This is a genomic window from Candidatus Accumulibacter meliphilus (assembly GCF_036625345.1).
In the GTDB taxonomy this organism is placed as follows: domain Bacteria; phylum Pseudomonadota; class Gammaproteobacteria; order Burkholderiales; family Rhodocyclaceae; genus Accumulibacter; species Accumulibacter meliphilus.
Map to the genome: position 1 here is coordinate 51,849 of NZ_JAZKTZ010000006.1, position 25,150 is coordinate 76,998.

Here is a 25,150-nt window from a genome sequence, read left to right on the forward strand (position 1 = left end):
GTTCCCCGTTTCCTAGTCGCCCATGAACTTGCTGTTGGTGGTGACGAACATGCCCTTGCCGCTGTAGTCGCTCGCCGAATCCGGTATCGGCGCTCCCGGCCCGGGAGGCGGCTGCTGTGCCGGGCTCTGGACTTCGAACCTGGCGGTGAAGTTGCCGCCCTTGAGGAGCACCGGCTTGCCACCGGTCTGCGTTTTCTTGGCCTTCTGGTCGCCGGCCAGCGCCGAGATCTTCAAAGTGCCGGTGCCGGGGATCGAATACTGCGGGGTCATGTAGGTGCACCCGGCGACGGAGACCTTCGCTTCGTCGCCGTCTACGCAGATCTTCTTGCCACCAATCGTCGCCGGACCACTGCCTTCGAGCTTGCCGGGTTGCACGACCACGATCGCCGGCGAAAAAGCCGGGAGGAAGATGACCTGATCGCCTTCGATGAGGATGGAATCGGACATGATTGCAGTCAGCCCACCGGCTCGGTCGCATCGTTCGGATAGAACGGGTAGACCAGGTTGTAACGCGAATTGGTGGCTTTTACCGTGTAGTCGATAGTGATCAAGAGCAGCCCCTCGCTGGCGCCGCTCAGCGAAACGTCGACGTCGTTCAGGTTGATCCGCGGCTCGTGATGAAGCAGGCCGTCCGCAATGAAGCTGCGTATGCGGCCGATCAGCCCCTGGCTGACTTCGGCGAACTGAAATTCGCTCAGGTCGCAACCGAAGTCGTCCTGCAGCACGCGCTCGCCGCGCCGCGTCGTGAGCAGGATCGTCAGGCTCTGTTCGATGTCTTCGGCCGCCGAGACCATGTGCACATCGCTCCCCGCCGAGGCAAAGCTCGGCGGAAAGCTCCACCCTGTGCCGAGAAAGGAGCTGTCGCTGCTCATCGCTTCATTCCAGCGTGTGGGCCATCGGTGGACCGGCGTCAGCCTTCTCGGCGCCGCTCTCCTGAAGCTGCTGCGCGGCCTGTTGCTGGATTTTTCCGATCAGCGTGTAGACCCTGGCGAAAGGAAGACTCCCCAGCGCCTCCAGGATCAGGTTGACGTCTTCGATCGCCAGCTCAAGTTTGATTTCCTGCATGGTAGTCCTTTCAACGGTTGTCGTCGGGCCGCCGTATCGGCCCGCAGTAGGTTTGCGCGGTCATTTCACGTCCACCGTCGCGCCCTGGATCTCGACTTTGCCACTCGCCTTGAGCTTGAGGTCCTTGGCGCTCTCGATGGTGATGCCATCCTTGTCGAGGGTGATCTTGTTGCCGTGCTGGTCGGAAATTTCGATCGTCTCCATGTCGTCGTCCAGACGGAGTTTGTTCTTGGCCGCGGTTTCGAGCGTTAGCGAAGCCTTCTCGTCGTCGTTAAACAGGATTTTCGTGCCGGCCCTGGTGACGAAGCCTTTCTTCAGGTTGTCCTTGGTGATTTCGGCGCAGTCCGGCGGCGCGGTATTCTTTGAGCCGTATAGCGCACCAAGGATCACCGGTTGTCGGGGATCCTGATTGAAGAAGCCGACGACGACTTCGTCGCCTTCCTCGGGACGGAAGAAGTAACCTCGATCCTTGCCGGCATCGGGCGCCGCCAGCCGCGCCCACAGCGCTTCGCTCTGGGCGCCGATGCCCGGAAGAACGACTTTGACGCGCAGCTCCTTGTCCGTGTCCTCGGCGAATTTGTCGACGATGCCAATCTGCAGGCCGCTCACGCCGGGCAGCAGCCCGGCGGCGGGAGCATCGGCGATGCCTTCCTCGCGGCAGAAAGCGCGCGGCGAAAGACCGAACTGGATATCGCTGCGCCAACCGTCACCATCGACGCGATGACAGATCCCGGTAATCAGAGTCTTGCCGTTGAAGCGCATGCCGACGCCGTCGATCTCGATGACATCCAGGAGCTTGAGCTCGGCGAGTCCGCGGGTTGCCAGGCGGCCGCGGATCATCGACATGCGGCTGCGCATCATGCGCGCATCCGCCCAGGCTTGCAGTTCCTCCTGAGCCACCGGTACCGGATGCGACAGCAGGCAGGGTTCGAAACCGACGACGTCGGCCAGCTTGCCGCCGTCGAGGTCGCCCTGCGCCAGGGAAAATGCCCTGGCGTCCGCCGGGTCGGTGGGCGCAGCCTGCTTGAGGTCCCAGCCACTACTCTTGACGCTCGGGTACTGGTTGCCGGCGTCTACCTGGAATTCGAAATCGTAGATCTCGTCGATGCCGTAATCGAAGCGGTGCTTGGGCTGCGCGCTCGCGTCCGCCTTGCGCAGCGAAATCTCCCCGTCCTCGACGACGGTGAGCAGCCCCTGGATGTCGGCACGCGAGACGAGGAAGTCCCAGTCGGAGCAGCCATACTGGACGATCTGCGGATGTTTGGGCTGGGTCACTTCCACCGTCCCGCCTTTGAGTTTGCCGTCCGCGATGATCTTCTTGATTACTTCATCGTCGGACTGGTCGATGAAAACGGCGCTCTTTCGCGTCTGTGCCAACTTGACGGCGGCATCCTTGATCTCGACCCTGAGCAGCGAGCCGCGGGCGCTCGCCTCAACCCCGTGCGTGATCACCCGACCTTTGAACAGCGTTGCGTCGTCGGTCTCCCCCTCATGGCGCAAGACGATCTCGATTTCCTTTCCCGGCTCGAAAACCTGGTCATTGCTGAGAGAAAATTCGCGCTTCGCGACGTCGCCGTCGAGCAGCACCAGGATGGCGTAGGGGATGCGGTTGACCTCCCGGCGAATGTCGATCGAGAGCAACTGATAGATCTCATCGATCTGCTTCTGCTCGCTCAGGATGGTGGCAGTGACGACGCTCATGATTGCTTGGCCGATGAACGATCAGTTCTTTGGCGCGCGCTCGCCGCGCTTCAACGGCGCGAAGCAGAGCGTCTTCCCGGGGACGAGGCGACGAAAATCGTCGAGGCCGTTATCGGCCGCCACACGCAGGTAATGAGCGGACGACCCGTAGATCTCCTTGCACAGCAAGGGCAAGGTGTCCCCGCTCTTGACCATTCGGAGATGCGTGAGGTCGGGAGACTTCTTGTCGGTGCCCAGAGCAATCGTTTCGGCCGTCCGGTCGTCAATGAAGCGGGCGTCGATTTCCGCACGCAGCGGATCTCCGCCCTCGTCGAACAGTTTGTAGGTGATGTCGAGCGAGCGCAGCCGCGCGTCAAACTTCAGGTGATCCCCCCAGGAGATGCGGAGAAAGTTGGGCTGATGGCTGTCACCGTTCACTGTCAGGCAGAGTTTTTCGAACCTCTCGATCCGCTTCTTTACGCTCTCGCCGCTGAAAGCGCGCGCCGCCTGCTCGACTCCGGAATAGGCCACGCCGGTTCCGTCAAAAACGAACTGGAAAGCCAGCTCGCCCGGAGGAGTGAAGCTGTAGCCTGCAGGCTTGCTGGCCGAACCCATGGGCTGCGGAGAAGAGAATGCGATCTCGTACTTTCGCTTGTAGCTGGCGGGATTGAACATGACTTCCATGGCCGACGGATCGGCCGGGGATTTCCGGTCGGCGTCCTTGAAAGCTTCTATCCGCAGCTTCTCCAGCTTGAATAGATTCCCCAACCCCATTTCATCTCTCCTTTTCTTTGGCCAGGATGCGCAGGACCTGGCGCACGCACTCCTGCACGATTTCTTCGCTGTTGGCGGCACCCAATCTGCCCTTCGACACGGCAGAGAGGGCCTCCACCCCTTCTCTGCCTGCGCCGTCGCGGTCGTCACCAAGCACGACGCGTATTACCAGTTCCTTGATCTCGACCGGCATGATCAGACTCGCAAGGCCTGCATGCGGGTATAAGCGAGCTCGAGGGTGTCGATCACCAGCGCGGGCTCGGCGTTCAGATCCGACGTCGACCACTTGACGGGGTAGGCCTTGAGAAACAGCCATGCGGCAAGCGGCTGCCTGTCCTCGCCGAGCAGCGTGACCAGGACATTTGAGGTGGCGAACTTGAACAAGGACATGGCGGCGTTGAACTCCAGATTGAGCGGCGAACCGACCACCATGCCGCGTTCGAGAACCAGGTTGTTGTACTTGATGCCTCTCGGCACGCGCTGGGTGTAGAGGTTCTGCCCACCTTCGCTCACCGCTTCGGTCTCGACCTCGGCCGACAGCCCCGAGACCCTCTGGAAGCGGATGTCGAGTGGATTGGGCACAATTCCCCCGGCGAGAAACAGTACGCTGAAGCGCATACCGAGGATCGGATCGCTCATTGTCGGGCTCCTTGTCTGTGGTGGTGTCAGTGGTGCTCGACCGAGATCCCGGACGCCATCAGCGTCAGCGTCTCGATCGCCGCCTCGTTGCCGCTGGCCTGCAGCAGCGGGGCTTCGAGCTTTACGATCAGCGCCTTCTTGATCTGCCAGGTCACCACGGCATCGCCCTTTTCGTCGCACAGGCTGATACTCAAGCTTAGCCTGTCCGCGCTGTCCAGCCACTCGTAGATCTCGGTGAGGCCGGCGATCACGCCTTTCTTCAGCGTCAGCTGCACGTATTTGTCGTAGCGGAACCTGCTAATCGACTCGCCCTCCCAGAAACTCAACCCATGCTTGTAGGTGAGCGTCTGGTACTCCCGAGCCAGTCCCGACACTTCGGTGAAGCTCATCACCGCCTCGCCGACGGTGACGCGAAAGTTGTAGGCCGCCAGTGGATACTGCGCCCGCTGGCTCGCCGCGGTTTCCGACATTGAGGGACCGTCCGGTTTCAGGCCGGCTCGACGACGACGCCGTCGGCCATCAGTTCCATGCTTTCGATCGCGACGTCGTTCGAGTTCGCGGTGAAGGTGGGCGCGTCGAGCTTGGTCGGGAAGGCGTTGATCACTTTCCAACTGACCACCGTGGCACCACTCTCGTCGCAAAGGCGGACATAAATGTCCTTCTTGTCAACGCGATTGAGTTGAATCGAACTGATCCAGCCGAAGAGCGCCGGTACGCTGACGCCGGCGACCATCCCTTTCTTCATGGTGATGGTCGCCGATTTTCGCTGGCTGGGCATGTACATCCGGCGTGGGCCGACGCCGCTGGTCGGGCTCTCGACATAGGTGCTGGTTTCGTAGGCCATGCTCAAGCCCGATACTTCGGAGAAAGCGACGGCCTTGCCGTCGATTTCGACCTTGTAGTTGTACACGGGCAGCGGGTAGGTAGTCCTGATTTCGTCTTTGGTCAGTGCCATGGTGGTCGAGGCCTCGTAGTGTCTGGGTTGGCGGCAAAGGCGTGGCGGGTGGGTGGCGGCTGCGCTCAGGCGGTCTGCATCATGTGGGAGAAGCGGAGAATGATGAATTCGGCTGGCCGAACGGCAGCGATACCCGTCTCGACAATCATCCGCCCTTCGAGCACGTCTTGCGGGGTCATCGTCGTGCCCAGGCCGACGCGTACGTAGTACGCGGCTTCCGGCTTCGACCCGGCGAGTGCCCCCTGTTGCCAGAGGCCGTAGAGATAGCTCTCGATCATCGCTCGCACCTTGAGCCAGGTGGTTTGATCGTTCGGCTCGAAGACGGCAAACGCGCTTGCCTTCTTGACCGATTCCTCGATGACGATAAACAAGCGGCGGACGGGGACGTAACGCCATTCGTTGTCGTTTCCGGCGAGAGTGCGGGCGCCCCACACCAGCGTACCTTTGCCGGTGAAGCTGCGGATCGCGTTGATCGACTTGCCGGCAGTCGCATCGACGTTGAGATCCTCCTGTTGTGCATCCGTAATCCTGACGTCGGGCCCGAGAACGGAGAGCACGCCGACGTTGGCAGGCGCCTTCCAGACGCCCTGCTCGCGGTCCACTCGGGCGTAAATGCCGGCGATCGCCGAACTGGGCGGCAGAACGACACGTTGCTCGGCGAGCGCCGCCTTGGTCTTGTTGTAGAGCGCGGTCTTGCTGCTCATGATGCTCGCCAGGGTCACGCCTGTGCTCTTTCCGACGACAACGATGGCGGTAATCGGCACATCGGCACTCGCGACCACCCCCGATCCGTCGCCACTGCTGACGACATCGAAGCCCAAAGCCTGGTTGGACTCCTTCCAGGTGCTCCACGCCGCGGCGATATCCGTCCCGGTCTTGTCCTTTGCGCCCTTGATGGTCAGCGTGCCATCGGTGATCGAGAAGCTCAGAGGGTCCCCTGCCGTGCTTACCCCTACCTTGGGCGTACTGCCGGGAGGACCGGTGAAGCTGACGGCTATTCCCTTGGCACCGCCCAGCTTGTGCGTTCCCTCAACCGCAACCTCGGCACGCGTGACGGAAACCCCGGTGTCGTCGTAATCGTAGTTGATCGATGTTTTCAGGTAGGGATGATAGGCGGCGCCGTACTTGAGATTGGCCGACAGCTTGCTGTCGTTTCTGAAGTCTTCCACCTGGCCGCCAATCACATCGAGGATGGTGAAGCGGTCACCCAGTTTGGCACACTGCTTCAAGGCCTGTCCGCACACGTCGTAGTAGTCGCTGGCCTTCAAGACGCACGCGGCATCGGTGAGCACGATCAGCGTCGGTTCGTCCTCTTTTTCCAGGGCATCAAGGCCCTTCGTGAAATGCGCAGAGCTTGGCGTCAAAGCGTAGTTGCCGACCGAAACGACATAGCACGGTCCACCCCCGTTACGAAAATAGAGGCTCAGCGCGTAATACAGCGAGAACGGATGGGTGGGAGGCGTCAGCTCGACCGCCACAGCGCTGGCAGGATCGGCCAGCTCGGTTACCTTAAACGTGGCCGGCTGCGCGCCGCCGAAAGCGGTGACGAATTCGAGCAGCGTCGCGATGCGCGCGACGCTCGGCGCGGCCGTGTCCGCCGGTCCGACACTCGTGTAGCCGATGAATGCCGGCACTGCGGTCGCCACCTCGGCGACCGACGGCGGCAATGTTGATTTCTCTTCGACATATACGCCGGGTGTTCTGTAAGTGGCCATGTGATGAGTCCCCTGGTTGAGTTCCTAGTGGGTTGGAAGGTACTTGACGACCTGGTGAAAGATGTCCTGCTCCTTAAATCCCGCTCCCGCCTTTTGTCTGATCCTCGACAGGTGTCGGAGCGGTGGATTGGGCAGCGGGCGGAGAAGCTTCTGGTTGCCGAGCCGCAGCTCGATTCCGTTGCGCGTCGCGAGCGAACACGGTACAGCCTCGTCGGACAGGAACCGGACGCGCTGCAAATCGGGGTACTGTCGCGACAGCTCGCTCGCCAGGGGATCGGGATCGGGATCGTCGGGCAAATCATTCAGCGTCGTCCGGTTGGCGGCGCTGAAGCTGATCGACGGGCTTGCCGCACTCGTGTCGACGATCGAAAAATCCCCTTTCTGGTTGGTGATCAGGTAGTAGGCCCAGCGCCCGGTTCGGACCTTGAAGGGAATCTCGAACGACGCGTCGCCTGCTCCCGGAGCAGGCATCGACTGGTCATAACGCAACTCGACGTCGGCGAGGAAGCGCCTGTCCCGATTCGGCCGCACGCGATAGCGGACCGTCAGATCGGGCTGCGCTGCGCCCAACTGCAGCGTGAGTATCTTGGTGGCGGCATCGTAGGCGGTGATTTGCGCCGCTCCAGCGGGCGGCTCGAGGCTGAAGTCAGCAGCCTGTGCTGTCTTGAGCGGATCGCCGTCCAGGGACAGCGGATTTCCGGCGAGGGAGAACTGTCGCTTGGTGTCTCCCTGTGTGGCGACGAAGCTTTCCATGTTCCACGACTGGCGCTCGGTCAGATCGAGCGTCCGACGATCGGATCCGGAGAGAGCTTCGTTCGAAAAGACCGGATCGGTCTTGCCGCTCAGTTCCTGAAGATCAGTGAACAGCGCGAAATCGGTGTTGCACACCCGGAGGTGGAAGGCGAAGATTTCGTCGCGGGGCAACCCGAGCAGCGGCGTCTGGCCGTCGACAGCGAGCGCCGCGAGCACCGTCAGCCCGCCGGGAATTTCCCTGATCCGCAGGCGATAACGCTCGATAAGACGCAGTGTCTCTGGTGTCGGCTCGCAAGCGAGGTCGCGACACGTGGCGGCGCCATGGTAATCGTGTCTGACGCGAAGACCGAACAAGGGGACAAATTTCATGGGGAGGGCACCTTCCCAACTGTCGTCGGCAGCACTTCCTGGATCGTCGCCAGGGGCTGGGCATCTTCGTCCCGGAAGACGACCAGCCTGACCTTGTACAGGGCGCTGGGCTGATAAGCCGTGCGCAAAGCGCCCCAAATCTCGTTCTGCTCGGAGAATGACGGCGCCACGAGTTCCAGGACAAGCTGCGGGATATCTGGATGAAGATCCGGCGAGTTCTGATGATTGAAGACGCGGTGATTCTGGAAGTAGCGAATCACCCGCGACAGATGGTGCAAAGACAGGCTGTAGTCGTCGGGAAAGCGAGCGACGAACAATACGAACAAATTCAACCTGATTTCGGGTTCGACTCTTTGGCGTACGCCGTCGGCGGACACAGTGGCATAGTGGTCGGGCTGACGAAGCGCCGTCTCCTCACCGATTCTGACCAACGCGAGGGACACTGCGTCTGCCTTGAAAACCACCCTCTCGTCGTTGCCGGTACCGGCATAGACGAAGAGGTCTTCGACCGGTACGCCGGAGGATTCTCGAGGCAGGGTGGCGTTCAGGCGACCCCGCAGAAATTTGATGGCCTCGGCAATCATGATGGCAAGCAGGCTGATCAAAAGTCCTTCTGTTATGGCTCGTTTCGGCGCCATGTTCGCATGGCCCCGGCCGGTCTTCAGTGGCTCTTGGCGTGGGTTGTAACGTAGGCGACCGTTGGTGTACTCAGCACAGGGTTTCCACTACGACAACATGGAAAACTATAGCAGGCGCATTGAATTAATGCCCAACTAATTCTTGTGCAGGGAGTTCTCGCCCCAATCAGGCGCTAGGCGGCCGGCCGCGATTCATCCGCTCGCATTGTCCGACAGGCTCAGTGCTCTTGGCCGTCCTCAGTGTCGCCGTGCAGCATTGTTTCGTAGTCCCTTGGCCACCGTAGAACATTTTCGTACGGAGTCGGCAGGCGGTGCATAATGATCTCAGCCCTTACACCTGCCCCTTTAAGGGAGCCACGCATGGCCGATGGCCTTGGCAGCAAAGCAATCGCCAGACTCCCCATCCTCGACTACGATCAGGTTCGCGATCAGCTGCGTACCGGCGACATCGTCTTTTGCTCTGGCACCTACTTCTTCTCGCAGGCCATCCGGTGGTTCACGCGATCCGTCTGGAGCCATGTCGGCATCATCTATCGCGACGACAATCTGCAGCGCATCTTCGTGCTCGAGAGCGAAACCGCCATCGGGGTCCGCCTCGCTCCCTTGTCCAAGTATCTGCGCGATTACCACGGCCGCAACAAGCCCTACAAAGGACGCATGGTGATCGCCCGCATCACCCCCGGGCCGGACGACGAGAAACTCAAGTCGGTGATCAGCTTCGGCATGGACGAACTCACCAGGCCTTACGACAACTGGGAGATCTGCCGTATCGCGATGCGGATTCTCTTCAGGCGCGGCCGCAAGAACCGAGACCGCAAGTACATCTGCTCGGAACTGGTCTACGAGGCTTTTCGCAAGGCGGAGGTCGCGTTCAGGTTCCACCGCAAGTCGATCAGCCCGGACGACATCTGGAACGATGAGCGCGTGATGATGCAGTTCCGTATCATGTGACGGTACTCGTTCCGCCGCCCTCTCCCCATTCCATTGAAATCCTTCCGCGAAAGAAAGCCATGATCGACCAAACCGTCGCCGACTTCAGCCTGCCGGCTACCGGCGGCCAGACCTTCACGCTGTCGGCCTGCCAGGGCAGCACTGTCGTACTCTACTTCTACCCCAAGGACAGCACGCCGGGGTGCACCACCGAAGCCCAGGAATTCCGCGATCTCCACCCGCGGTTCGTCGAGGCCGGCGCCATCGTCGTCGGCGTATCACGCGACAGCATCCGCTCGCACGAGAACTTCAAGGCCAAGCAGGACTTGCCCTTCGCCCTGCTCTCCGATGCCGACGAATTGCTGTGCACTCGCTTCTCGGTGATCAAAATGAAATCGATGTACGGAAAGCAGGTCCGCGGTATCGAGCGCAGTACTTTTGTCATCGATGGCAAGGGCGCATTGCGGCGCGAATGGCGCGCTCTGAAAGTAGCCGGCCATGCGCAGCAAGTGCTGGATTTCGTCGTTCAGCTCTGATCACCAAGCCTGACCGACAAACCCTCATCCGGAAGACCTGCGCATGATCCACCCACCTGCCGCCACCGTCGCCCGCGACGCTGCTGCCAAGCCGAGCAAACTGTTCGTCCTCGACACCAATGTCCTGATGCACGACCCGAGCAGTGTTTACCGTTTCCAGGAGCACGACGTCTTCCTGCCGATCATGACCCTGGAAGAACTGGACAATCACAAGAAGGGGATGTCGGAGATCGCTCGCAATGCTCGCCAGGTGACACGAACGCTCGATGAAATCGTCAGCAGTATGGACGACGCCATCGACCAGGGCATCGAACTCGACGAAGCTTCGCGCGGACTGGCCAGCGGTCGCCTCTTTCTGCAGACCGAGGCGATCGCCAGCGAGCTCCCGGCAGGACTACCGACGGCCAAGGCCGACAACCAGATTCTGGCAGTTGTCATCCACCTGCAACGCCAGCATCCGGAGCGTTCGGTGATCCTCGTCTCCAAAGACATCAACATGCGCATCAAGGCCCGCACGCTCGGCTTGCAAGCGCAGGATTACTTCAACGACAAGGTTCTCGAAGACACCGACCTCCTGTACACCGGCATCCGCGAACTGGGCTCGGATTTCTGGGACCAGCATGCGCAGGGGATGGAGTCCTGGCAGCAGGACGGGCACACGCTGTACCGCCTCAAGGGCCCGCTGTGCGCGCAATTTCTAGCCAACCAGTTCCTCATCCAGGACGGAGAGAGCCCGCTGCATGCGATCGTCCGCGACGCCTCTGCAATGAGCGCCGAGATTGCCACCCTGACCGACTATACGCACAGCAGGAACAGCGTCTGGGGAATCACCGCGCGCAACCGCGAGCAGAACTTTGCGTTCAATCTGCTAATGAATCCGGAAATCGATTTTGTCACCCTGCTCGGCCAGGCGGGTACCGGCAAGACGCTGCTCACGCTCGCCGCTGGACTCACCCAGGTGCTCGAAAGCAGGCGCTACAGCGAAATCATCATCACCCGGGTCACCGTGCCGGTCGGTGAGGACATCGGTTTTTTGCCAGGCACCGAAGAAGAGAAGATGGGTCCGTGGATGGGCGCCCTTGAAGACAACCTCGAAGTTCTCAACCAGAGCGATGAAGACGCTGGCGACTGGGGGCGTGCAGCCACCCACGACCTGATTCGCAACCGCATCAAGATCAAGTCACTCAATTTCATGCGCGGTCGAACTTTCCTCAACAAATTCCTGATTATCGACGAAGCGCAGAATCTGACTCCGAAGCAGATGAAGACGCTGATTACCCGTGCCGGGCCAGCGACGAAAGTGATCTGCCTCGGCAACATCGCCCAGATCGATACGCCCTATCTCACCGAAGGCAGTTCCGGCCTCGCCTACGTCGTCGATCGCTTCAAGGGATGGGCACACGCCGGGCATATCACCTTGCAACGCGGCGAACGCTCCCGCCTCGCCGACTACGCGGCCGAGGTGCTATAATTTTCTGCTATTGGCGGGCCGTGTCTAGGACACGGCCCGGTCGTTTGTAGCCACCGATCCGCGCTACCTGCTCCGTGCGACCAGGATCCTGCGCTTACCGGAGAGTCGATTGAAACGACGCAATTTCCTTGCTGCTTCGGCACTTCTTTCGCTACTGGCGCCGACGTCGGTGTTGGCCGCAAAAAAGAGCAAGACAAGCGCCAAAGCAACGCGTAGAGGCAGCGCAAAGAAAAGCAGCCGGCAAAGCGCGCCAGCCGCCGCCGCAAAGCCGGAAGCGCCTGCCGCGGCCAGCTCGCCGCAGCCAGGAGCCGAGCAGCCCGAGGCCACCGGTCTGCCCGATGAACCAGCGACACCCTGGCGAATCTACGACATCACTTCGACCATCGCCCTCAAGGAGGTCAAGGGCAAGCTTCGGCTGTGGTTGCCGCTGGCGCTGCACCAGGACACGCCCTGGCAGCGTTCGCTGGGCCAGAGCTGGCAAGGTAATTTCACGAATGCCGGCATCTACCGCGACCCGGCCGAGACCATAGTGGTGTTCTACGCCGATTGGAACGAGGGGGTCGATGCTCCGCAGTTGCAAATCAGCAGCCAGGTCGCCAAACGAGACCGTCATTTCGACATTACCCGACGCGGCAACGCCGCTGAGCGCAGCGAAGTGCTGCGCCAGAACCTGCACGCCAGCCATTTGGTCCCCACCGATGGACTCGTACGGCGCACCGCCGAACGCGCCGTCGGTCGCATCCAGGACCCGCTGGCACGCGGCAAGGCGATTTACGACTGGGTGCTGGAAAACACCACCTACGATCCGTCGCTGCCCGGTAGCGGCCGAGGTGATATCGAAGCCATGCTCGATAGCGGCCAGTTGAGCGGAAAAAGTGCCGATATCACGCTGCTCTTCGTCGGCCTGTGTCGAGCCATTGGCATTCCTGCGCGTCCGTTTTTCGGGCAGCGCATCGACAGCTCACGATTGTTCTCTGGCCTCGGCGCGACAGGCAACCTCAGCACGGAACAGCAGTGCCGCGCCGAATTCTATACGCCGGGCTACGGCTGGATTCCGGTCAATCCGGCCGATGTGCGCAAGGCAATCCACGACGAGCGCCTGAGTAGTAACGACCCGAAACTGGTCGTCCTGAGCAAGCTGCTGTTTGGGTTCTGGGAAATGAACTGGGTCGCTTTCAACAGCGCCCTGGATGTCAGGCTGCGCGGCGGCGACGGCAAGGTGCTACCGTTTCTGCTCTTGCCGCAGGCAGAAGTGGCTGCCAACCGCTTCGACAGCCTGGATACCAAGCGCTTCAGCTACACGGTGCACGCCAGAAGCGTCGAAGGCTAAGGCCATCGCCTGAAAAGGCTGCTCCTTGCGCGGCAATCAGTACGAACCTGCGGTGGCGAAATTCTCGAAACGCGTGTATTCACCCAGGAAGGTGAGGCGAACGGTACCGATCGGACCGTTCCGCTGTTTGCCGATGATGATCTCGGCAACCCCCTTCTCGGCGGTATCCTGGTTATAGACCTCGTCGCGATAGATGAACATGATCACATCAGCATCCTGTTCGATGGCGCCCGATTCGCGCAGGTCGGACATCACCGGGCGCTTGTTCGGACGTTGTTCGAGCGAGCGGTTGAGCTGCGAGAGGGCCATCAGGGGAACATTCAGTTCCTTTGCCAGGCTCTTCAGCGAGCGCGAAATCTCCGAGATCTCGGTCGCCCGGTTCTCGCCATGGCCGGTCGCGGACATCAGCTGCAGATAGTCGATGACGATCAAGCCGAGCGGACCGCACTGGCGGCGCAGGCGACGCGCGCGGGCGCGCAGGTCGATCGGGTTGAGCGCCGGCGTCTCGTCGATATAGATCGGCGCTTCGTGCATCTTGCCCAGAGCAAACGACAGGCGTGACCACTCGTCGTCGTTGAGCCGACCGGTACGTACGCGATGCGCGTCGAGCCGGCCCACTGAAGAAAGCATGCGCATGGCGAGTTGCGTGCCGCCCATCTCCATCGAAAAAACCGCCACCGGCAGGCCGACCTCGATGGCGACATGCTCGGCGATGTTGAGCGCAAACGAAGTCTTGCCCATCGACGGACGCCCGGCGACGATCAGCAGATCACCGCCTTGTAGTCCCGAAGTCTTGCTGTCGAGATCATGATAGCCGGTGGGAACGCCAGTGATGTCCGATGGATTGTCGCGGTCATGCAGTTCCTGAATGCGCTCGACGACCTGTGTCAGCAGCGGGTTGATGTGCTGGAAGCCGGTCTGGTGGCGCAAGCCGCCTTCGGCGATGGCGAAGACTTTCCTCTCGGCCTCATCGAGCAAGGTCTTGGGATCACGACCGAGCGGATTGAGCGCGCTCCCGGCGATCTCGTCACCGGCAGTCACCAGTTGCCGCAGAATCGCTCGCTCACGAACAATTTCCGCGTAACGGCGGATATTGGCCGCCGACGGCGTGTTGGCGGCAAGCTCACCAAGGTAAGCCAGGCCGCCGGTGTCCTTGCCCTCGCCTGCCAGGTCCAGGCTCTCGGCCACGGTGACCGCGTCGGCCGGCTTGCCACGCTCCAACAGTTTGCAAATCTGCCGGTAGATGCGCTTGTGCTCGTCGCGATAGAAGTCGCCTTCGGCCATCAGGTCGGCGATCTTGTCGAAAGCGGCATTGTCGAGCAACAGGCCACCAAGAACCGATTGCTCGGCCTCTATCGAGTGCGGTGGCACGCGCAGCGCAGCCAAGGCCGGGTCAATCTGCGGGCTACGGCCGCCGTCTCGCCGCACACCGCGACCGCTCGCGCGTGGCGCACGTTCAGAGTTTTCCGAGGGCGATGAATCTGAATCGAAGGACTTGGCCATGACTGATCAGTGAGAAACACGGGGCGAACGAGGCAGCGAGTTTACCCCGCTGATGAAATTTTCCCGTTGCCCGCACGAAAAAAAAGCCTTACCCCGGGGCAAGGCTTTTTCCGTGGCGCCAGCCAACGGCGCCGGATCAGGCTTAGATTTTGAACTGTTCGGCAACGACTGAAACCGTGATCGTCGCCAGGACATCGCTATGCAGCGCGACCTGCAACTCGGTTTCGCCAATCATCTTCAGCGGACCCGCAGCCATGCGCACGTCGGACTTGTCGACTGCGAAGCCGAGAATACGCAAGCCATCAGCGATATCGAAGTTGCTCACCGAGCCGAAGAGGCGGCCATCGACGCCAGCCTTACGTTCGATGCGCACGACGACGCCCTCGAACTTCTCGGCATAGGCCTGCGCAACCGCCAGTTTCTCGGCTGCCGCGCTCTCGAGTTCGGCGCGCTTGGCTTCGAATTCCTTCAGCGCCATCGGCGTTGCACGCTTGGCTTTACCCGTTGGAATCAGGAAATTACGGGCATAACCCGCCTTGACGTTGACGAGATCACCAAGGCTGCCGAGGTTGCCAACCTTTTCCATCAGAATTACTTGCATTTCCTTGTCCTCGCTTACTGGTGATTGTCGGTGTACGGCAGCAAGGCCAGGAAGCGGGCACGCTTGATGGCCACCGACAGCATGCGCTGATAACCAGCCTTGGTACCGGTCAGGCGAGCCGGCATGATCTTGCCGTTCTCGGCGACATACTCCTTGAACAGGTCGACGTCCTTGTAGTCGATCTCTTCCATCTTCTCGGCGGTGAAGCGGCAGAACTTGCGCCGCTTGAATAGGCCACCACCACGCTTCTTGACGTTCTTGTCATCCTTCTTCTTGAAGAATCTTCCCATTTTGCTTTCCTTCGACAAATTCGATCGTAGTTACATGCAGTCTCGGCTGCTTGCTGTTGCGACTCCTGGCGGCAAGAAAGCCCGTCAGATGGAGGGCAGCGCCAGGAGTTGCCGCTTGCAGCCACTGTGCCGTTGCACCCAGGGCGATGGCCTGGATTTCGCATTCGACACGCCGTGGGCTGCCCGCTTCAAGTTGCTCTGATTGATGCCCGATCAGGCATTCCACTACCGGCACACCGGCCGGTGTAAAACGTTGCGCCTTGCGCTCGATCAGGACACCAACAAGCTCGACGCGGTTCAGCAGAGCCTCGACAATCAGGCGGCCGGTTCTGCAGCCGCTTGCTCAGCGGCCGCTTCAGCCGGTGCAGGCGCGCGTGCTTCCAGCAGCGACTTGGACTTCTCGTCCTTCATCATTGGCGACGGCCCACTGACCGCACGCTTGGTCTTGATCGTCAGATGACGAAGAACCGCGTCGGTGAATTTGAAACCGTGCTCGAGCTCGGTTAACGTAGCGTCATCGCACTCGATGTTCAACAGCAGGTAATGTGCCTTGTGCAGCTTCTGGATCGGGTAAGCGAGCTGGCGGCGTCCCCAGTCTTCGAGACGGTGGATCTGCCCGGCACGCGCGGTGATCACAGCCTTGTACCGCTCGACCATCGCCGGCACCTGTTCACTCTGATCCGGATGGATGATCAGGACGATTTCGTAATGACGCATGAACACTCCTTGTGGTTGAAGCCCCCCGCCATGCAAACGGTGGAGCAAGGTGGAAAACCGAGCATTATAACGGTCTGGCGGCGTTCTCGGCAAACTGCTTTCGCCTTTCCCTCGCAACGAGCGAGCAATCGTTCGCACTACGGCGCATTGCGCGAGCGGGCAAGCGCCGCACAGACCACGAGCCCAGGATCGCCGCTCACGCCGGCCGGCAGCCGAGCGCCCCAGAGCAGGGTCGAGAGCATATTTACCTGAGTTAATGAAAATTTCCTTGGCATTCTGCCCAAAGTCCTCCTATACTTCCCTGATAACTAGAAACCTTTGAACCTTGCCAGAGGAGACATGTAATGGAGATAGATCTTTCCCCGTTTCTGCCAGAGGCTCTGTTGGTCGATTTGCCAGAAATTGACGCCCAGCACGAGGAGGTATTTACCCGCATCGAGTCGCTCAAGGCGGGCTGTTTTGAAAACACCTACGTAGATATCGCCGAGTTCCAAGGCTTGATCGACTACTTCGCGCTGCATTTCGCCACCGAAGAGCGGCTGGCCGATGAAGCCGGAGTGGATTTCACTGCCCATGCCAAGATCCACCGCGACACTCTTGGCCTGCTACGCAAGGCGCTGGATGATGTCCGTAACGGCGGACACGACGCGCATTCCTTCCTGCGTTATGCCGAGTTCTGGTTTGAACGTCATATCAGGGAAGACGACAAGCGGTTCGTCGCCACCCTGCAGCAACGCCGACACTTCACGCTTCCGAGTAGCCACTGGCCTGCCCTCGAACACTATTTTTCCGCCCGGGTCTGAGTTCATGGCTCGCCTGGCGCGTAGGTGACTAGCGCCCGAGAATAATCAGGCGCGGTCCTTGCCGTCCGCCCCAGGCCCACAGTAAGCCATCCTTGCCTATACGCTTGCGCACCAGTGGCGAGCAGCAGTTGCCGAGTGTGGAAAAGGAATTCGCTCCATCAGATAACAAAGGCAGTCCTGCCGCACCACACGCGCATCGAGCGTCAGCATGGCCGGTGTCGAGGTTCGCCGCAGAGTGATCGTGCCGTCGCTGCAGGCGAAATAGTCTTCGCTCACGTCACGCCGTCTCTCGTCGCGGACGTCGAGCGGAAAGGCCAGGCGTGTGCGCCCAAACGCCGTGCCGGGCTCGAGTTGCCGAAAGTTCATGTGATCGAGCCGCGGATCAAAATCGACATCGGCCAGCGCATCGCCGAAACCGAAGGAAACCGCGCCAGGCACCCGCACCGTCGCTACCGTGTGATAAAGATCGATGTCATGCTCGTGGACGTCATGCGACGGGAACTGCGCCAGATGCAGGCAAGCGTCGATAAAGCTCGCGGCGTGCGCTTCGTTGGCCGCTTTGCCGGGCTTGCCACATTCCAGGGTTAATGACGGACACAACGGAGAAAAAGCCGTGGTCTGCGAGCCGGCCAGGCCACGGAACCAGACCACCGTGCGCGAAAATAGCAAGGCCAGATGGAGAACCGCCTGATCGAGGCTATTCACCACGCAGTAGAGCGGATTGAGGCCCGTGTTGTTGTGGACATCGACACTGGCGAAGACGCCGCGCTCGCGCATGATGTGATGGACCTCGCTCATCGCTGCGTGCTCCGGAGCGCCGGCATGCAGCTCGGTACCCGGCCAGACGCGGTTGTAATCAGGTTGATGATCGAGTCGACGCAGGCCTTCTCGTGCCGCCGCGACATTGCCAACCAGGATCGACAGCGCCCGCGGCAGTGGTCGACCGGCGTGAGCACGCAAAACGCTTTGCAGCGCGACGACGCCGCTGTCTTCGTTGCCGTGCAGCAAAACGGAAACCAGGAGCGGAGCCTCGCGTCGTCCGGGCAGATGGATCAAGGTCGGACCGCGTAACAGGCGATGCAGTTCACGGGCAGGGGTTTCGAGAAAGCCCGTAGGCAGGGATTCAAGTACGGTCAGCATGAAGTGGGACTCATATCGGCCACTCGTGCACCGGCACGAGACGGCGTTGATGCTCAAGATAATCGGCGGTAAGCCGGAAGAAATCCTGGTACTTCGCATAATGGGCAAGTTGCCAGGCGGCACCGTTCTGGCGGTTGCGCAGGCGCGCGCTAATCACGTCGAGGTAGCGAGTGATGTCGGCTGCGGCAAGATCGAGCTCGGCCAGTCCTTCGCGAGCCAGCGGCAGCAGTTCGCGCAAGAGAAGTTCGGCCACATTTTGACAGCGCCCATCGAGCCACACCACCTGCGCCTCAAGACCGTAACGTGCGGCACGGTAGAAATTTTCGCGCGCAACGGCAAACGGCAGCCGGGTTTCAGGAGCTTCCGCCTGCCTGGCCAGACAGCGTACCGCGCCATAGTACAAGGCAGCATTGGCAATCATGTCGATCAGGCTCGGACCAGCAGGCATGACGCGCTGCTCGACCCGCAAATGCGGCACTTGCTCTTTCTCGAGGCCGATCAGCAGCCGATTCCAACGCCAGATGGTTCCGTTGTGCAGGCGCAGATGCGCATACGAAGTCACCGGTCCCTCCTCTACATACGGCAAGAGCACCGGATACGATGACAGGTTCTCGGCAAAACACGCCGTCGGGTCCTTGCCGAGATAAGCTGAACCGAAGGTTACCCGCATATGCTCGAGATGGCCCGCTTGGCGGCAATCGACCGCCTGCTCGAACAAGGGTATCCGCGTTTCGTGCCAGAGCGCTCGCCCGAACAAGAATGGCGAATTGGCGGCCAGCGCAACCAAGGGTGCAGCGAGAAGCTGCGACGCATTGTACGTGCGCGCGACCTCGCTGACCGGTGTCTGCAGATGTACCTGAAAGGAGGTGGTCGCCGCCTCAAGCATCACATCGGAGTGGGTCGCAGTGAGCGTTTCGATGCCGGCGATATCCAGCGTCAAGGGCCGCCCACCGCGTCGCCGCAAAACCTGCTCGTTGAGAGCCGCGTAGCGCTTGAAAGGCGACATGCTGCTCAGCGACAGATCACGCTCGCGCAATGTCGGCAAGGTCCCGATGGCGATCAGTGCCACCCCCTCGTCTGCAGCCACCTGCTGGCATCGCTGCCAGGTCGCGATCAGCTCACCTTCAAGCTGTGACAGCGCGGTAGCCCTCAAGGCCTGCGGCGTGCCGTTGATCTCGACGTTGAACAGAGAAAGCTCGGGCACCACCAGCGGGCTGGCCATGCGCTGCAGAAAAGAGACGTTGCGCGGCGCCGGAAAAAAATGCTCGTCAATCAGCCAGGCCTCAAGTTCGAAACCCGCGACCAGGCCGGCATTGGCGAAACCTCCCGCCCTGTACGTCTTGTGGGCATGCGCGGTCTCTTGCTCGAGGCGCTGGCCGAAGCGCGCGAAGTCATCCTCCGTAAAGCCGTCGCTGCCAATCTCCTTGCCCATCGCCCCCCCTTCGAAGTGTGCGACACCAGCCTCCATTTGACAGCCGAGTCTATTCGCCAGCCCTTATGATCGCTTGCTGTAGATCAAGTTCTTGTCACCCCAACACCGTGACGCCGCACCCTCTTGATGCTATCGCCACGCCTATGCTGCGACCGACGACGGCCACCGGTACGGTAATGAGCACCGCCCACGCGATCGTAGCCCGATCGCCGCACTATCGGCAAGCCAGTGACAGCCGAAGGAAGGCGCTTGTACGTCGACGACCGTCGTCACTTTCCTGCCAAGCGCCGGGCCATAGTCAAACACCACACGCCGCCAACGATTCTCTCTCCCTTGCAAATCGCATTTTGTATCGCGCCCTTCCCTTATGGCGAGTGACCTTACCTTGCCCATCCGGCCTGTGCAATTTATTGCTCAATCGGCATCAGCAGCACTTATCACCATCGCCAGCCGCGCCAGGAGACGAGCGGGCAGCCCCTGGGAAAGCGCCGAGCATAACGAAAATGACACCAGAAACGCCGTTCTTCGCGGTATATTGCTGACTCCGACCCCCCTGTCTGTGACCTTGCACATGCCCTTCGCCCGTACCAGCAGTCATTCTTGCGAAAGCTCTTGATGCCCGCTATCCGCCCCGAAAACGCTGAAATCCTGCTCGCTGACCCGTGCCCCGCGCTGTTGACGAGTGACTTCGTCGAAGACCCGTTCGGACGCTCGCTGGTGTTGCGCGTCGGTCACGCGAGCCAGGTCTTTCGCTGGATCGAAGCGGGAGAGTTTCTGATGGGTTCGCCGGCCGACGAAGCCGAGCGTGGGCACTCCGAAAAGCTGCACGAAGTAAGGCTCAGCCATGGTTTCTGGCTCGCCGACACGGCCTGCACACAAGCCTTTTGGCTGGCTGTGTGGCCGGTCAACCCGAGCTGTTTTCAGGAGCACGCCGACAATCCGGTCGAGAACATCAGCTGGCACGATGCGCAAGGGTTTATTGGCGAGCTCAACCGGCGCCTGCCCACCTTGCAGGCGCGCCTGCCAAGCGAAGCGGAATGGGAATACGCCTGCCGCGCCGGCACGACGACCCCCTTCGTATTCGGCCAGCAGATCACCCCTGCAGAGGTTAATTACCACGGCGGCTATCCCTACGCCGATGGCCGACAGGGGCCGTATCGCGAGCAAACGGTTCCCGCCGCCTCGCTGCCGGTAAACCCGTGGGGCTTGTTCGAGATGCACGGCAACGTATGGGAATGGTGTGCCGACTGGTACGCCGAATACCCGGGCGAAAGACAGGTGGACCCGCTCGGCGCAAAATACGGCAAGCAACGAGTACTGCGCGGCGGCACCTGGAGCGACCCCGGCCGCTACGCACGTTCGGCCAACCGTAGCCGCATCGAACCAGCCTACCGGCCGCGCAGCAGTGGCTTCAGGATCGCTCTCACCCAGCCCTGAGCAATTTCGACGCGCGACACCTCGCTGCGATCCGCCAGGTCAGCGTGCCAGGCGGATGGGCCCGTCAGCCGGTACTGTCGTGGTCATTCCGCATCGCTTGTTCGCTATCGGCGCTGGCCTCAGCGAGCAAACGTTGCTCGAGGCTCTCGATCAAGCCGTCGGCAGCATCCTCGACCATATCCAGGACCAGATCGAAGCCGTGGCCAAGACCGTAGTAAGGATCCGGCACTTCGTCGTCGTCGAAGTTCTTCGAATAACTCATGAACAGTCCCAGCCGATCGTGCTTTTCAGGCGGGCAGATGCGTTGTAGAACCGAGAGGTTATTGTGATCCATGGCCAGAATCAGATCAAAATAGTCGAGGTCCTGGGCCACCACCTTGCGCGCGCGCATGTCGGATAGATCATAGGTGCGAATGGCAGCCGCTCGTTGGGTGCGTTGATCCGGCGCCTCGCCGACGTGATAGCCGTGCGTTCCGGCCGAATCCACCTCGACTCTGTCGTCCAGTTCCTTGCGACGCAACATCTGCCGAACAACGCCCTCGGCCGTTGGTGAGCGGCAGATATTCCCCATGCAAACAAATAGAACCTTGATCACCTTGCATCTTCCAGATACGTTCGTTTTTCGGCCAAGTTTGAGCCCCAAAAGTGGGCACCGGGCAGGCGTGTCAGGCCAATTTTTCCCGCCCCGCCCCGCCACTGCATCGGCAATCGCCTTATTCCTTGCCCACCGCCCGCTGGCGCACGACACGCGCCCAGCACCGCAGTGGCCTTCATCATCCGTTGAAAAGCCGGTCAGCGCAACCGGAGTGCAGTGATTGTAAGGATCTAGGCTTTTCCCAAGACTGCGCTTGGGAAAAGAGGTTCTCCTGCGGAGAACAGCCGAGAACTGAGGTGTCGGAGTGGTGTTGAGCTTTGACGCCAGGGGATGGGCATTTTGTGATGGCACGCAGACCCTGCGACGGGTGCCACACGCAGGGGTAGTTGCGGGCAAACGGAGGGTCACACCCCGACGGGCGAAAGAAAAGAATCCCGTTCGCGCCGCGCCTGTCAAAGGATGACGGGATTTTCCGGTGCCCACCGAGGTTCTTGCGATGAAACAAGCCGATGACTTGTCCGCGTATTACGAGGAGCTCCTTGAAGGTCGTTATGACTGCATCGATCGCATCGTGCTCAATGGCTACTTTCCCCTCGGCCAGCAAGGGGGCGCTTTCCGTACCTGGTGGCGAGCGCTCACCGGATCGGACGCGACCCTGGATGCGGATCACCTGATGCAGATGGCCGGGCGCTTCAGCCGTCGGGTTCATGCCTGGGCCAAGGAGCACAGCATTCCCCTGATCCATTGCCCGCCCGATCTGCGCAAGCACGAGTTGGCCGAGAAATACCTACCCGCGGATCCGCAGTTTCGTGGCCTGTTCCTGATCCTCGTCGCCAAGGCACCTGCCCTGGTCTGGGAGGTGACAACCTGCAAGAACGGTTCGCCCCACCTGGCGCGCAAGAAGCCCTGGCCCTACGTCAATCATTACCACTTTCACCTCATCGACCCCGAGTGGGGTCACCTCACCATCAAAATGAGCGGACATCCGCCTTTCGGTGTCCAAATCATGCTCAACGGTCACGAATGGGTCGAACGGCAAGCCCGCGCGCAGACCATCTCCTTGGAGAAGGAGGGTAACTGCTTCGTCGGGGGTTCGTTCCAGGCTTTGGATCAGCTCGCAGATACCTTGTGCGATGAGCACGCCATAGGGCGACTGGCCGAGGTCTGTGACCGTTGGGTGTACTCGAGCTGCCTGTGCTTCGCTCTGACGATCGAGGAGCAAGAGCGCAGCCGCTTCCGGTACCGCTACTCGGTCTATCAGATCGAGTACAGTCGCAATCTCTTGTTCGTTCGTGGCAACACCCTGGATGCGATCTTCCAGGGCTTGATCGATCGTACCCGGTGTCTGCTCGACGTGCCGGTCCTGCGCACGCTATTCGGCCGCAAACAAAGACCCCGCTGGCGTACCGACAGAAGCCACGGCGTGGCTCGTATCGTGGATCAGTCTGCCTACGACCTGACGGTCTTCAAGGTACATTTCGGAGCGCTGACCCTCAAGCTCTACGACAAGGGAGCGCGCGTGCTGCGCGCCGAGGCCATCGCCCACAACATCAAGGAACTGCGCTGCGGGCGTTCGCTGGAGAAACTCTCGATCATGCTGGCCAAGCTCCAGCACATGGCGATCGACTTTCTCAACGCCATGCAGGCCGCACATGTCAGCTTCCTTCCCGATGGCGTGCTCGACTCCCTCATCGAACCGACCGAGCGCGGCAATCGCCGCTTGTCCGGCGTCGATCTACAAAAGCCGCGCATGCGCTCTGTCGCCGAAGCCCTCCTGCATCTCGCGCCCAATCCCGACGGGTTCACGGTACAAGAGCTTGCTGACGAAGTGCGTCCTTCGCTACCTGAAGTCGCCCGCAACGGCTACACCGGGCGTCAGGCCGCCTACGATCTCATGAAGTTCCGTGGCAAGCAACTTATCGAGCGCGTCGCCAAAACGCGTCGCTACCGGCCCCATCCGACGGGCATCAGCATTCTCGGTGGCTGGCTGATCTTGCGCGAGAAAGTCATCAAACCCGTTCTCGCCGGCGCCGGCAAACCCCACCTGGGACCCCCACCCAAGAACATCCAGGCCCTTGACCAGCATTACGAAAATCTCCAGCGCGAGTTGCGCAGCACCTTCGACACCCTGCACATCACCATTGGTCCTGGCACCTACACTAACACCAACATGTTTGCGTCAACATCCGCTTAAGCGCTTAATGTGAAAGTCGCGCAAGCGCCCAGCGTGCCGCGCGGTCCCGGGGAATCGCCAAGGCGCGGCTAATGACGGTCGGCCATGCCGCGACGCCGATCGGCTTAGCCGCGGCGAGTGCCGCTCAGCGAGCGACGGGTGGCCTCTTCGACTTCGCGGCGACCGCTTCCTTGCGCATGGACCCGGGCCTGGCCGGATTTCTCGCCGCAGCTTTGGGCTTGACAACAGATTTGTGCTGCCTCCGCCCCTCATCAGGCGCCTTTTTGTCGGCAAAGGGGTTGCTGGAGACATTGAACTGGATGCGCAATGGCGTCCCCTGCAACTTGAACACCTCGCGAAAGATGTGCTCGAGATAGCGGCGATACGATTCCGGCAATTTGTCGAGGGCATTGCCATGGATCACGATCAGCGGCGGATTGCGCCCGCCCTGATGCGCGTAGCGCAGCTTCGGCCGGAACAGCCCGGCGCGCGGTGGCGCCTGCCTGGCCACCGCGTCGATCAGTGTTCGGGTCAGTTGCGGCGTCGGCAGATCGGCGATGGCCGCCTTGTAGGCCGCATCGACCGAGCGGAAAAGCCCTTCCAGCCCCTGTGCATGCAATGCCGAAACGTAGTGGAAGCGGGCGAAATCAATGAATGCCAGCTGGCTTCCCAGAGACCCCTTGATCTGTTCGCGCACATAGGAGTCCAGCCCATCCCACTTGTTCACGGCAAGCACCAGCGCACGACCCGATTCGCGGATGAAACCAGCAATGTGCGCATCCTGCTCACCGATATCCTGGCGTGCGTCAACAACCAGGACCACCACGTGTGCCTCCTCGATGGCTTGCAGCGTCTTGATCACCGAGAACTTCTCGATGCTCTCGAAAACCTTGCCGCGGCGCCGCAGGCCGGCCGTATCGATGAGCGTATATTTTCTACCGGCACGCTCGAAATCGACGTGAATGGCATCGCGCGTGGTTCCCGGCTGGTCGAAGGCGATGACCCGCTCTTCGCCGAGCAGCGCGTTGATCATCGTGCTCTTGCCAACGTTCGGGCGGCCGACGATGGCCACCCGAACGATGTCACTCTCTGCTTCGTCGTCCGCTGGCTCGGGAAAAGGCTCCAGCGCCAGGTCGAGCAGCGCCCGCACCCCCTCGCCGTGGGTCGCCGAGATGGCCACGGGCTCGCCAAGGCCAAGTTCATGAAAGTCCGCAATCACCAGACCGTGCTGCATTCCTTCGGCCTTGTTGACCGCCACGAAAACCGCCCCCCCCGACTGGCGCAGCCGCCTGGAGATTTCCTTGTCCAGCGGCGTGATGCCGGTGCGTCCGTCGACGACCAGGATCACTACATCGGCCTCGTCGATCGCCTGCTCGGTCTGGCGCGCCATCTGGCGCATGATGCCGTCCTTGGCAAGCGGTTCGAAACCACCGGTATCGATCACCAGATAGGGTTTGCTGCCCAGTCGTCCGTGACCGTAGTGGCGATCTCTGGTAAGACCGGGGATATCGGCAACCAGCGCGTCACGCGTTCTGGTCAGCCGATTGAAGAGGGTGGACTTGCCGACATTCGGGCGCCCGACGAGGACGATGCTCGGCTTCATG

28 protein-coding genes are annotated in these 25,150 nt (G+C 61.0%); 7 read left to right on the forward strand and 21 right to left on the reverse strand.

Going from position 1 to position 25,150, the window contains the following annotated elements; translation table 11 throughout:
* Positions 1-12: 12 nt before the first annotated feature.
* The 12 genes from V5B40_RS13265 to V5B40_RS13320 all read right to left on the reverse strand — a co-directional run bounded on the left by V5B40_RS13265 (position 13) and on the right by V5B40_RS13320 (position 8,588).
* Entirely contained in the window at positions 13-447 is a 435-nt protein-coding gene (locus tag V5B40_RS13265) for a hypothetical protein (RefSeq protein ID WP_332354945.1), read from the reverse strand.
* An 8-nt stretch (positions 448-455) separates the two neighbouring features.
* Complete coding sequence (locus V5B40_RS13270) at positions 456-872, reverse strand: GPW/gp25 family protein (protein WP_332354946.1); 417 nt, start codon at positions 870-872, stop codon at positions 456-458.
* 4 nt (positions 873-876) lie between these two features.
* Entirely contained in the window at positions 877-1,065 is a 189-nt protein-coding gene (locus V5B40_RS13275) for a hypothetical protein (RefSeq protein WP_332354947.1), read from the reverse strand.
* A gap of 60 nt (positions 1,066-1,125) precedes the next feature.
* Positions 1,126-2,766 (reverse strand): type VI secretion system tip protein VgrG, encoded by a 1,641-nt coding sequence (gene vgrG / locus V5B40_RS13280; protein WP_332354948.1) that lies wholly within the window; start codon positions 2,764-2,766, stop codon positions 1,126-1,128.
* A gap of 21 nt (positions 2,767-2,787) precedes the next feature.
* Positions 2,788-3,519, reverse strand: a complete 732-nt coding sequence (locus V5B40_RS13285) for a CIS tube protein (protein WP_332354950.1) — start codon at positions 3,517-3,519, stop codon at positions 2,788-2,790.
* 1 nt (position 3,520) lies between these two features.
* Positions 3,521-3,712 (reverse strand): DUF5908 family protein, encoded by a 192-nt coding sequence (locus V5B40_RS13290; protein ID WP_332354951.1) that lies wholly within the window; start codon positions 3,710-3,712, stop codon positions 3,521-3,523.
* Positions 3,713-3,714: 2 nt separating this feature from the next.
* Positions 3,715-4,158: a phage tail protein gene (locus V5B40_RS13295; protein WP_332354952.1), complete on the reverse strand. Its 444-nt coding sequence runs from the start codon at positions 4,156-4,158 to the stop codon at positions 3,715-3,717.
* A gap of 26 nt (positions 4,159-4,184) precedes the next feature.
* Positions 4,185-4,628, reverse strand: coding sequence for a phage tail protein (locus V5B40_RS13300; protein WP_332354953.1), 444 nt, complete (start codon positions 4,626-4,628; stop codon positions 4,185-4,187).
* Between the two features lie 17 nt (positions 4,629-4,645).
* Entirely contained in the window at positions 4,646-5,113 is a 468-nt protein-coding gene (locus tag V5B40_RS13305; RefSeq protein WP_332354954.1) for a phage tail protein, read from the reverse strand.
* A 65-nt stretch (positions 5,114-5,178) separates the two neighbouring features.
* Positions 5,179-6,828, reverse strand: coding sequence for a phage tail sheath family protein (locus V5B40_RS13310; protein ID WP_332354955.1), 1,650 nt, complete (start codon positions 6,826-6,828; stop codon positions 5,179-5,181).
* A 24-nt stretch (positions 6,829-6,852) separates the two neighbouring features.
* Positions 6,853-7,797, reverse strand: a complete 945-nt coding sequence (locus V5B40_RS13315; RefSeq protein WP_332354956.1) for a hypothetical protein — start codon at positions 7,795-7,797, stop codon at positions 6,853-6,855.
* 149 nt (positions 7,798-7,946) lie between these two features.
* Complete coding sequence (locus tag V5B40_RS13320; RefSeq protein WP_332354957.1) at positions 7,947-8,588, reverse strand: DUF4255 domain-containing protein; 642 nt, start codon at positions 8,586-8,588, stop codon at positions 7,947-7,949.
* A 360-nt stretch (positions 8,589-8,948) separates the two neighbouring features.
* Between V5B40_RS13320 and V5B40_RS13325 the strand changes: the two genes are divergently transcribed.
* From V5B40_RS13325 to V5B40_RS13340, 4 genes are all read left to right on the forward strand, one after another.
* Positions 8,949-9,539, forward strand: coding sequence for a YiiX/YebB-like N1pC/P60 family cysteine hydrolase (locus V5B40_RS13325; protein ID WP_332354958.1), 591 nt, complete (start codon positions 8,949-8,951; stop codon positions 9,537-9,539).
* Between the two features lie 59 nt (positions 9,540-9,598).
* Positions 9,599-10,054 carry a peroxiredoxin gene (locus V5B40_RS13330; RefSeq protein WP_332354959.1) on the forward strand — a complete coding sequence of 152 codons (456 nt, stop codon included), beginning with the start codon at positions 9,599-9,601 and terminating at the stop codon, positions 10,052-10,054.
* 43 nt (positions 10,055-10,097) lie between these two features.
* Positions 10,098-11,525, forward strand: coding sequence for a PhoH family protein (locus V5B40_RS13335; RefSeq protein ID WP_332354960.1), 1,428 nt, complete (start codon positions 10,098-10,100; stop codon positions 11,523-11,525).
* Positions 11,526-11,634: 109 nt separating this feature from the next.
* Positions 11,635-12,855, forward strand: a complete 1,221-nt coding sequence (locus V5B40_RS13340; RefSeq protein WP_332354961.1) for a transglutaminase-like domain-containing protein — start codon at positions 11,635-11,637, stop codon at positions 12,853-12,855.
* Between the two features lie 36 nt (positions 12,856-12,891).
* On the opposite strand, the gene dnaB is transcribed toward V5B40_RS13340, so the two are convergent.
* The 5 genes from dnaB to rpsF form a co-directional block, all read right to left on the reverse strand.
* On the reverse strand, positions 12,892-14,358 hold the full coding sequence (dnaB, locus tag V5B40_RS13345) for a replicative DNA helicase (RefSeq protein ID WP_332354962.1): 1,467 nt from the start codon (positions 14,356-14,358) through the stop codon (positions 12,892-12,894).
* Positions 14,359-14,500: 142 nt separating this feature from the next.
* A complete protein-coding gene (gene rplI, locus V5B40_RS13350; protein ID WP_332354963.1) occupies positions 14,501-14,959 on the reverse strand; it encodes a 50S ribosomal protein L9 in 459 nt (152 codons plus the stop codon).
* 14 nt (positions 14,960-14,973) lie between these two features.
* The gene (gene rpsR / locus V5B40_RS13355; RefSeq protein WP_046531352.1) at positions 14,974-15,249 is read right to left on the reverse strand and encodes a 30S ribosomal protein S18; all 276 of its coding nucleotides are present in this window, start codon (positions 15,247-15,249) and stop codon (positions 14,974-14,976) included.
* Positions 15,221-15,568 carry a primosomal replication protein N gene (gene priB, locus V5B40_RS13360; RefSeq protein WP_332355216.1) on the reverse strand — a complete coding sequence of 116 codons (348 nt, stop codon included), beginning with the start codon at positions 15,566-15,568 and terminating at the stop codon, positions 15,221-15,223. The genes rpsR and priB overlap by 29 nt, the downstream gene beginning before the upstream one ends.
* Positions 15,565-15,966 (reverse strand): 30S ribosomal protein S6, encoded by a 402-nt coding sequence (rpsF, locus tag V5B40_RS13365; RefSeq protein ID WP_332354964.1) that lies wholly within the window; start codon positions 15,964-15,966, stop codon positions 15,565-15,567. Before rpsF ends, priB begins: the two co-directional genes overlap by 4 nt.
* A gap of 344 nt (positions 15,967-16,310) precedes the next feature.
* Here rpsF and V5B40_RS13370 point away from each other — a divergent pair, with 344 nt between their 5' ends.
* On the forward strand, positions 16,311-16,769 hold the full coding sequence (locus tag V5B40_RS13370) for a bacteriohemerythrin (RefSeq protein ID WP_332354965.1): 459 nt from the start codon (positions 16,311-16,313) through the stop codon (positions 16,767-16,769).
* 96 nt (positions 16,770-16,865) lie between these two features.
* Here V5B40_RS13370 and V5B40_RS13375 read toward each other — a convergent pair whose 3' ends face one another.
* A complete protein-coding gene (locus V5B40_RS13375) occupies positions 16,866-17,909 on the reverse strand; it encodes a M14 family metallopeptidase (protein ID WP_332354966.1) in 1,044 nt (347 codons plus the stop codon).
* 10 nt (positions 17,910-17,919) lie between these two features.
* Positions 17,920-19,341, reverse strand: coding sequence for a glutamate-cysteine ligase family protein (locus tag V5B40_RS13380; protein WP_332354967.1), 1,422 nt, complete (start codon positions 19,339-19,341; stop codon positions 17,920-17,922).
* Between the two features lie 615 nt (positions 19,342-19,956).
* On the opposite strand from V5B40_RS13380, the gene V5B40_RS13385 reads away from it, so the two are divergent.
* The gene (locus V5B40_RS13385) at positions 19,957-20,778 is read left to right on the forward strand and encodes a formylglycine-generating enzyme family protein (RefSeq protein ID WP_332354968.1); all 822 of its coding nucleotides are present in this window, start codon (positions 19,957-19,959) and stop codon (positions 20,776-20,778) included.
* Positions 20,779-20,842: 64 nt separating this feature from the next.
* On the opposite strand, the gene V5B40_RS13390 is transcribed toward V5B40_RS13385, so the two are convergent.
* Positions 20,843-21,373 (reverse strand): low molecular weight protein-tyrosine-phosphatase, encoded by a 531-nt coding sequence (locus V5B40_RS13390; RefSeq protein ID WP_332354969.1) that lies wholly within the window; start codon positions 21,371-21,373, stop codon positions 20,843-20,845.
* A 496-nt stretch (positions 21,374-21,869) separates the two neighbouring features.
* Here V5B40_RS13390 and V5B40_RS13395 point away from each other — a divergent pair, with 496 nt between their 5' ends.
* Positions 21,870-23,567 carry a hypothetical protein gene (locus V5B40_RS13395; RefSeq protein WP_332354970.1) on the forward strand — a complete coding sequence of 566 codons (1,698 nt, stop codon included), beginning with the start codon at positions 21,870-21,872 and terminating at the stop codon, positions 23,565-23,567.
* Between the two features lie 124 nt (positions 23,568-23,691).
* Here V5B40_RS13395 and der read toward each other — a convergent pair whose 3' ends face one another.
* A complete protein-coding gene (gene der / locus V5B40_RS13400; RefSeq protein WP_332354971.1) occupies positions 23,692-25,149 on the reverse strand; it encodes a ribosome biogenesis GTPase Der in 1,458 nt (485 codons plus the stop codon).
* Position 25,150 lies beyond the last annotated feature (1 nt).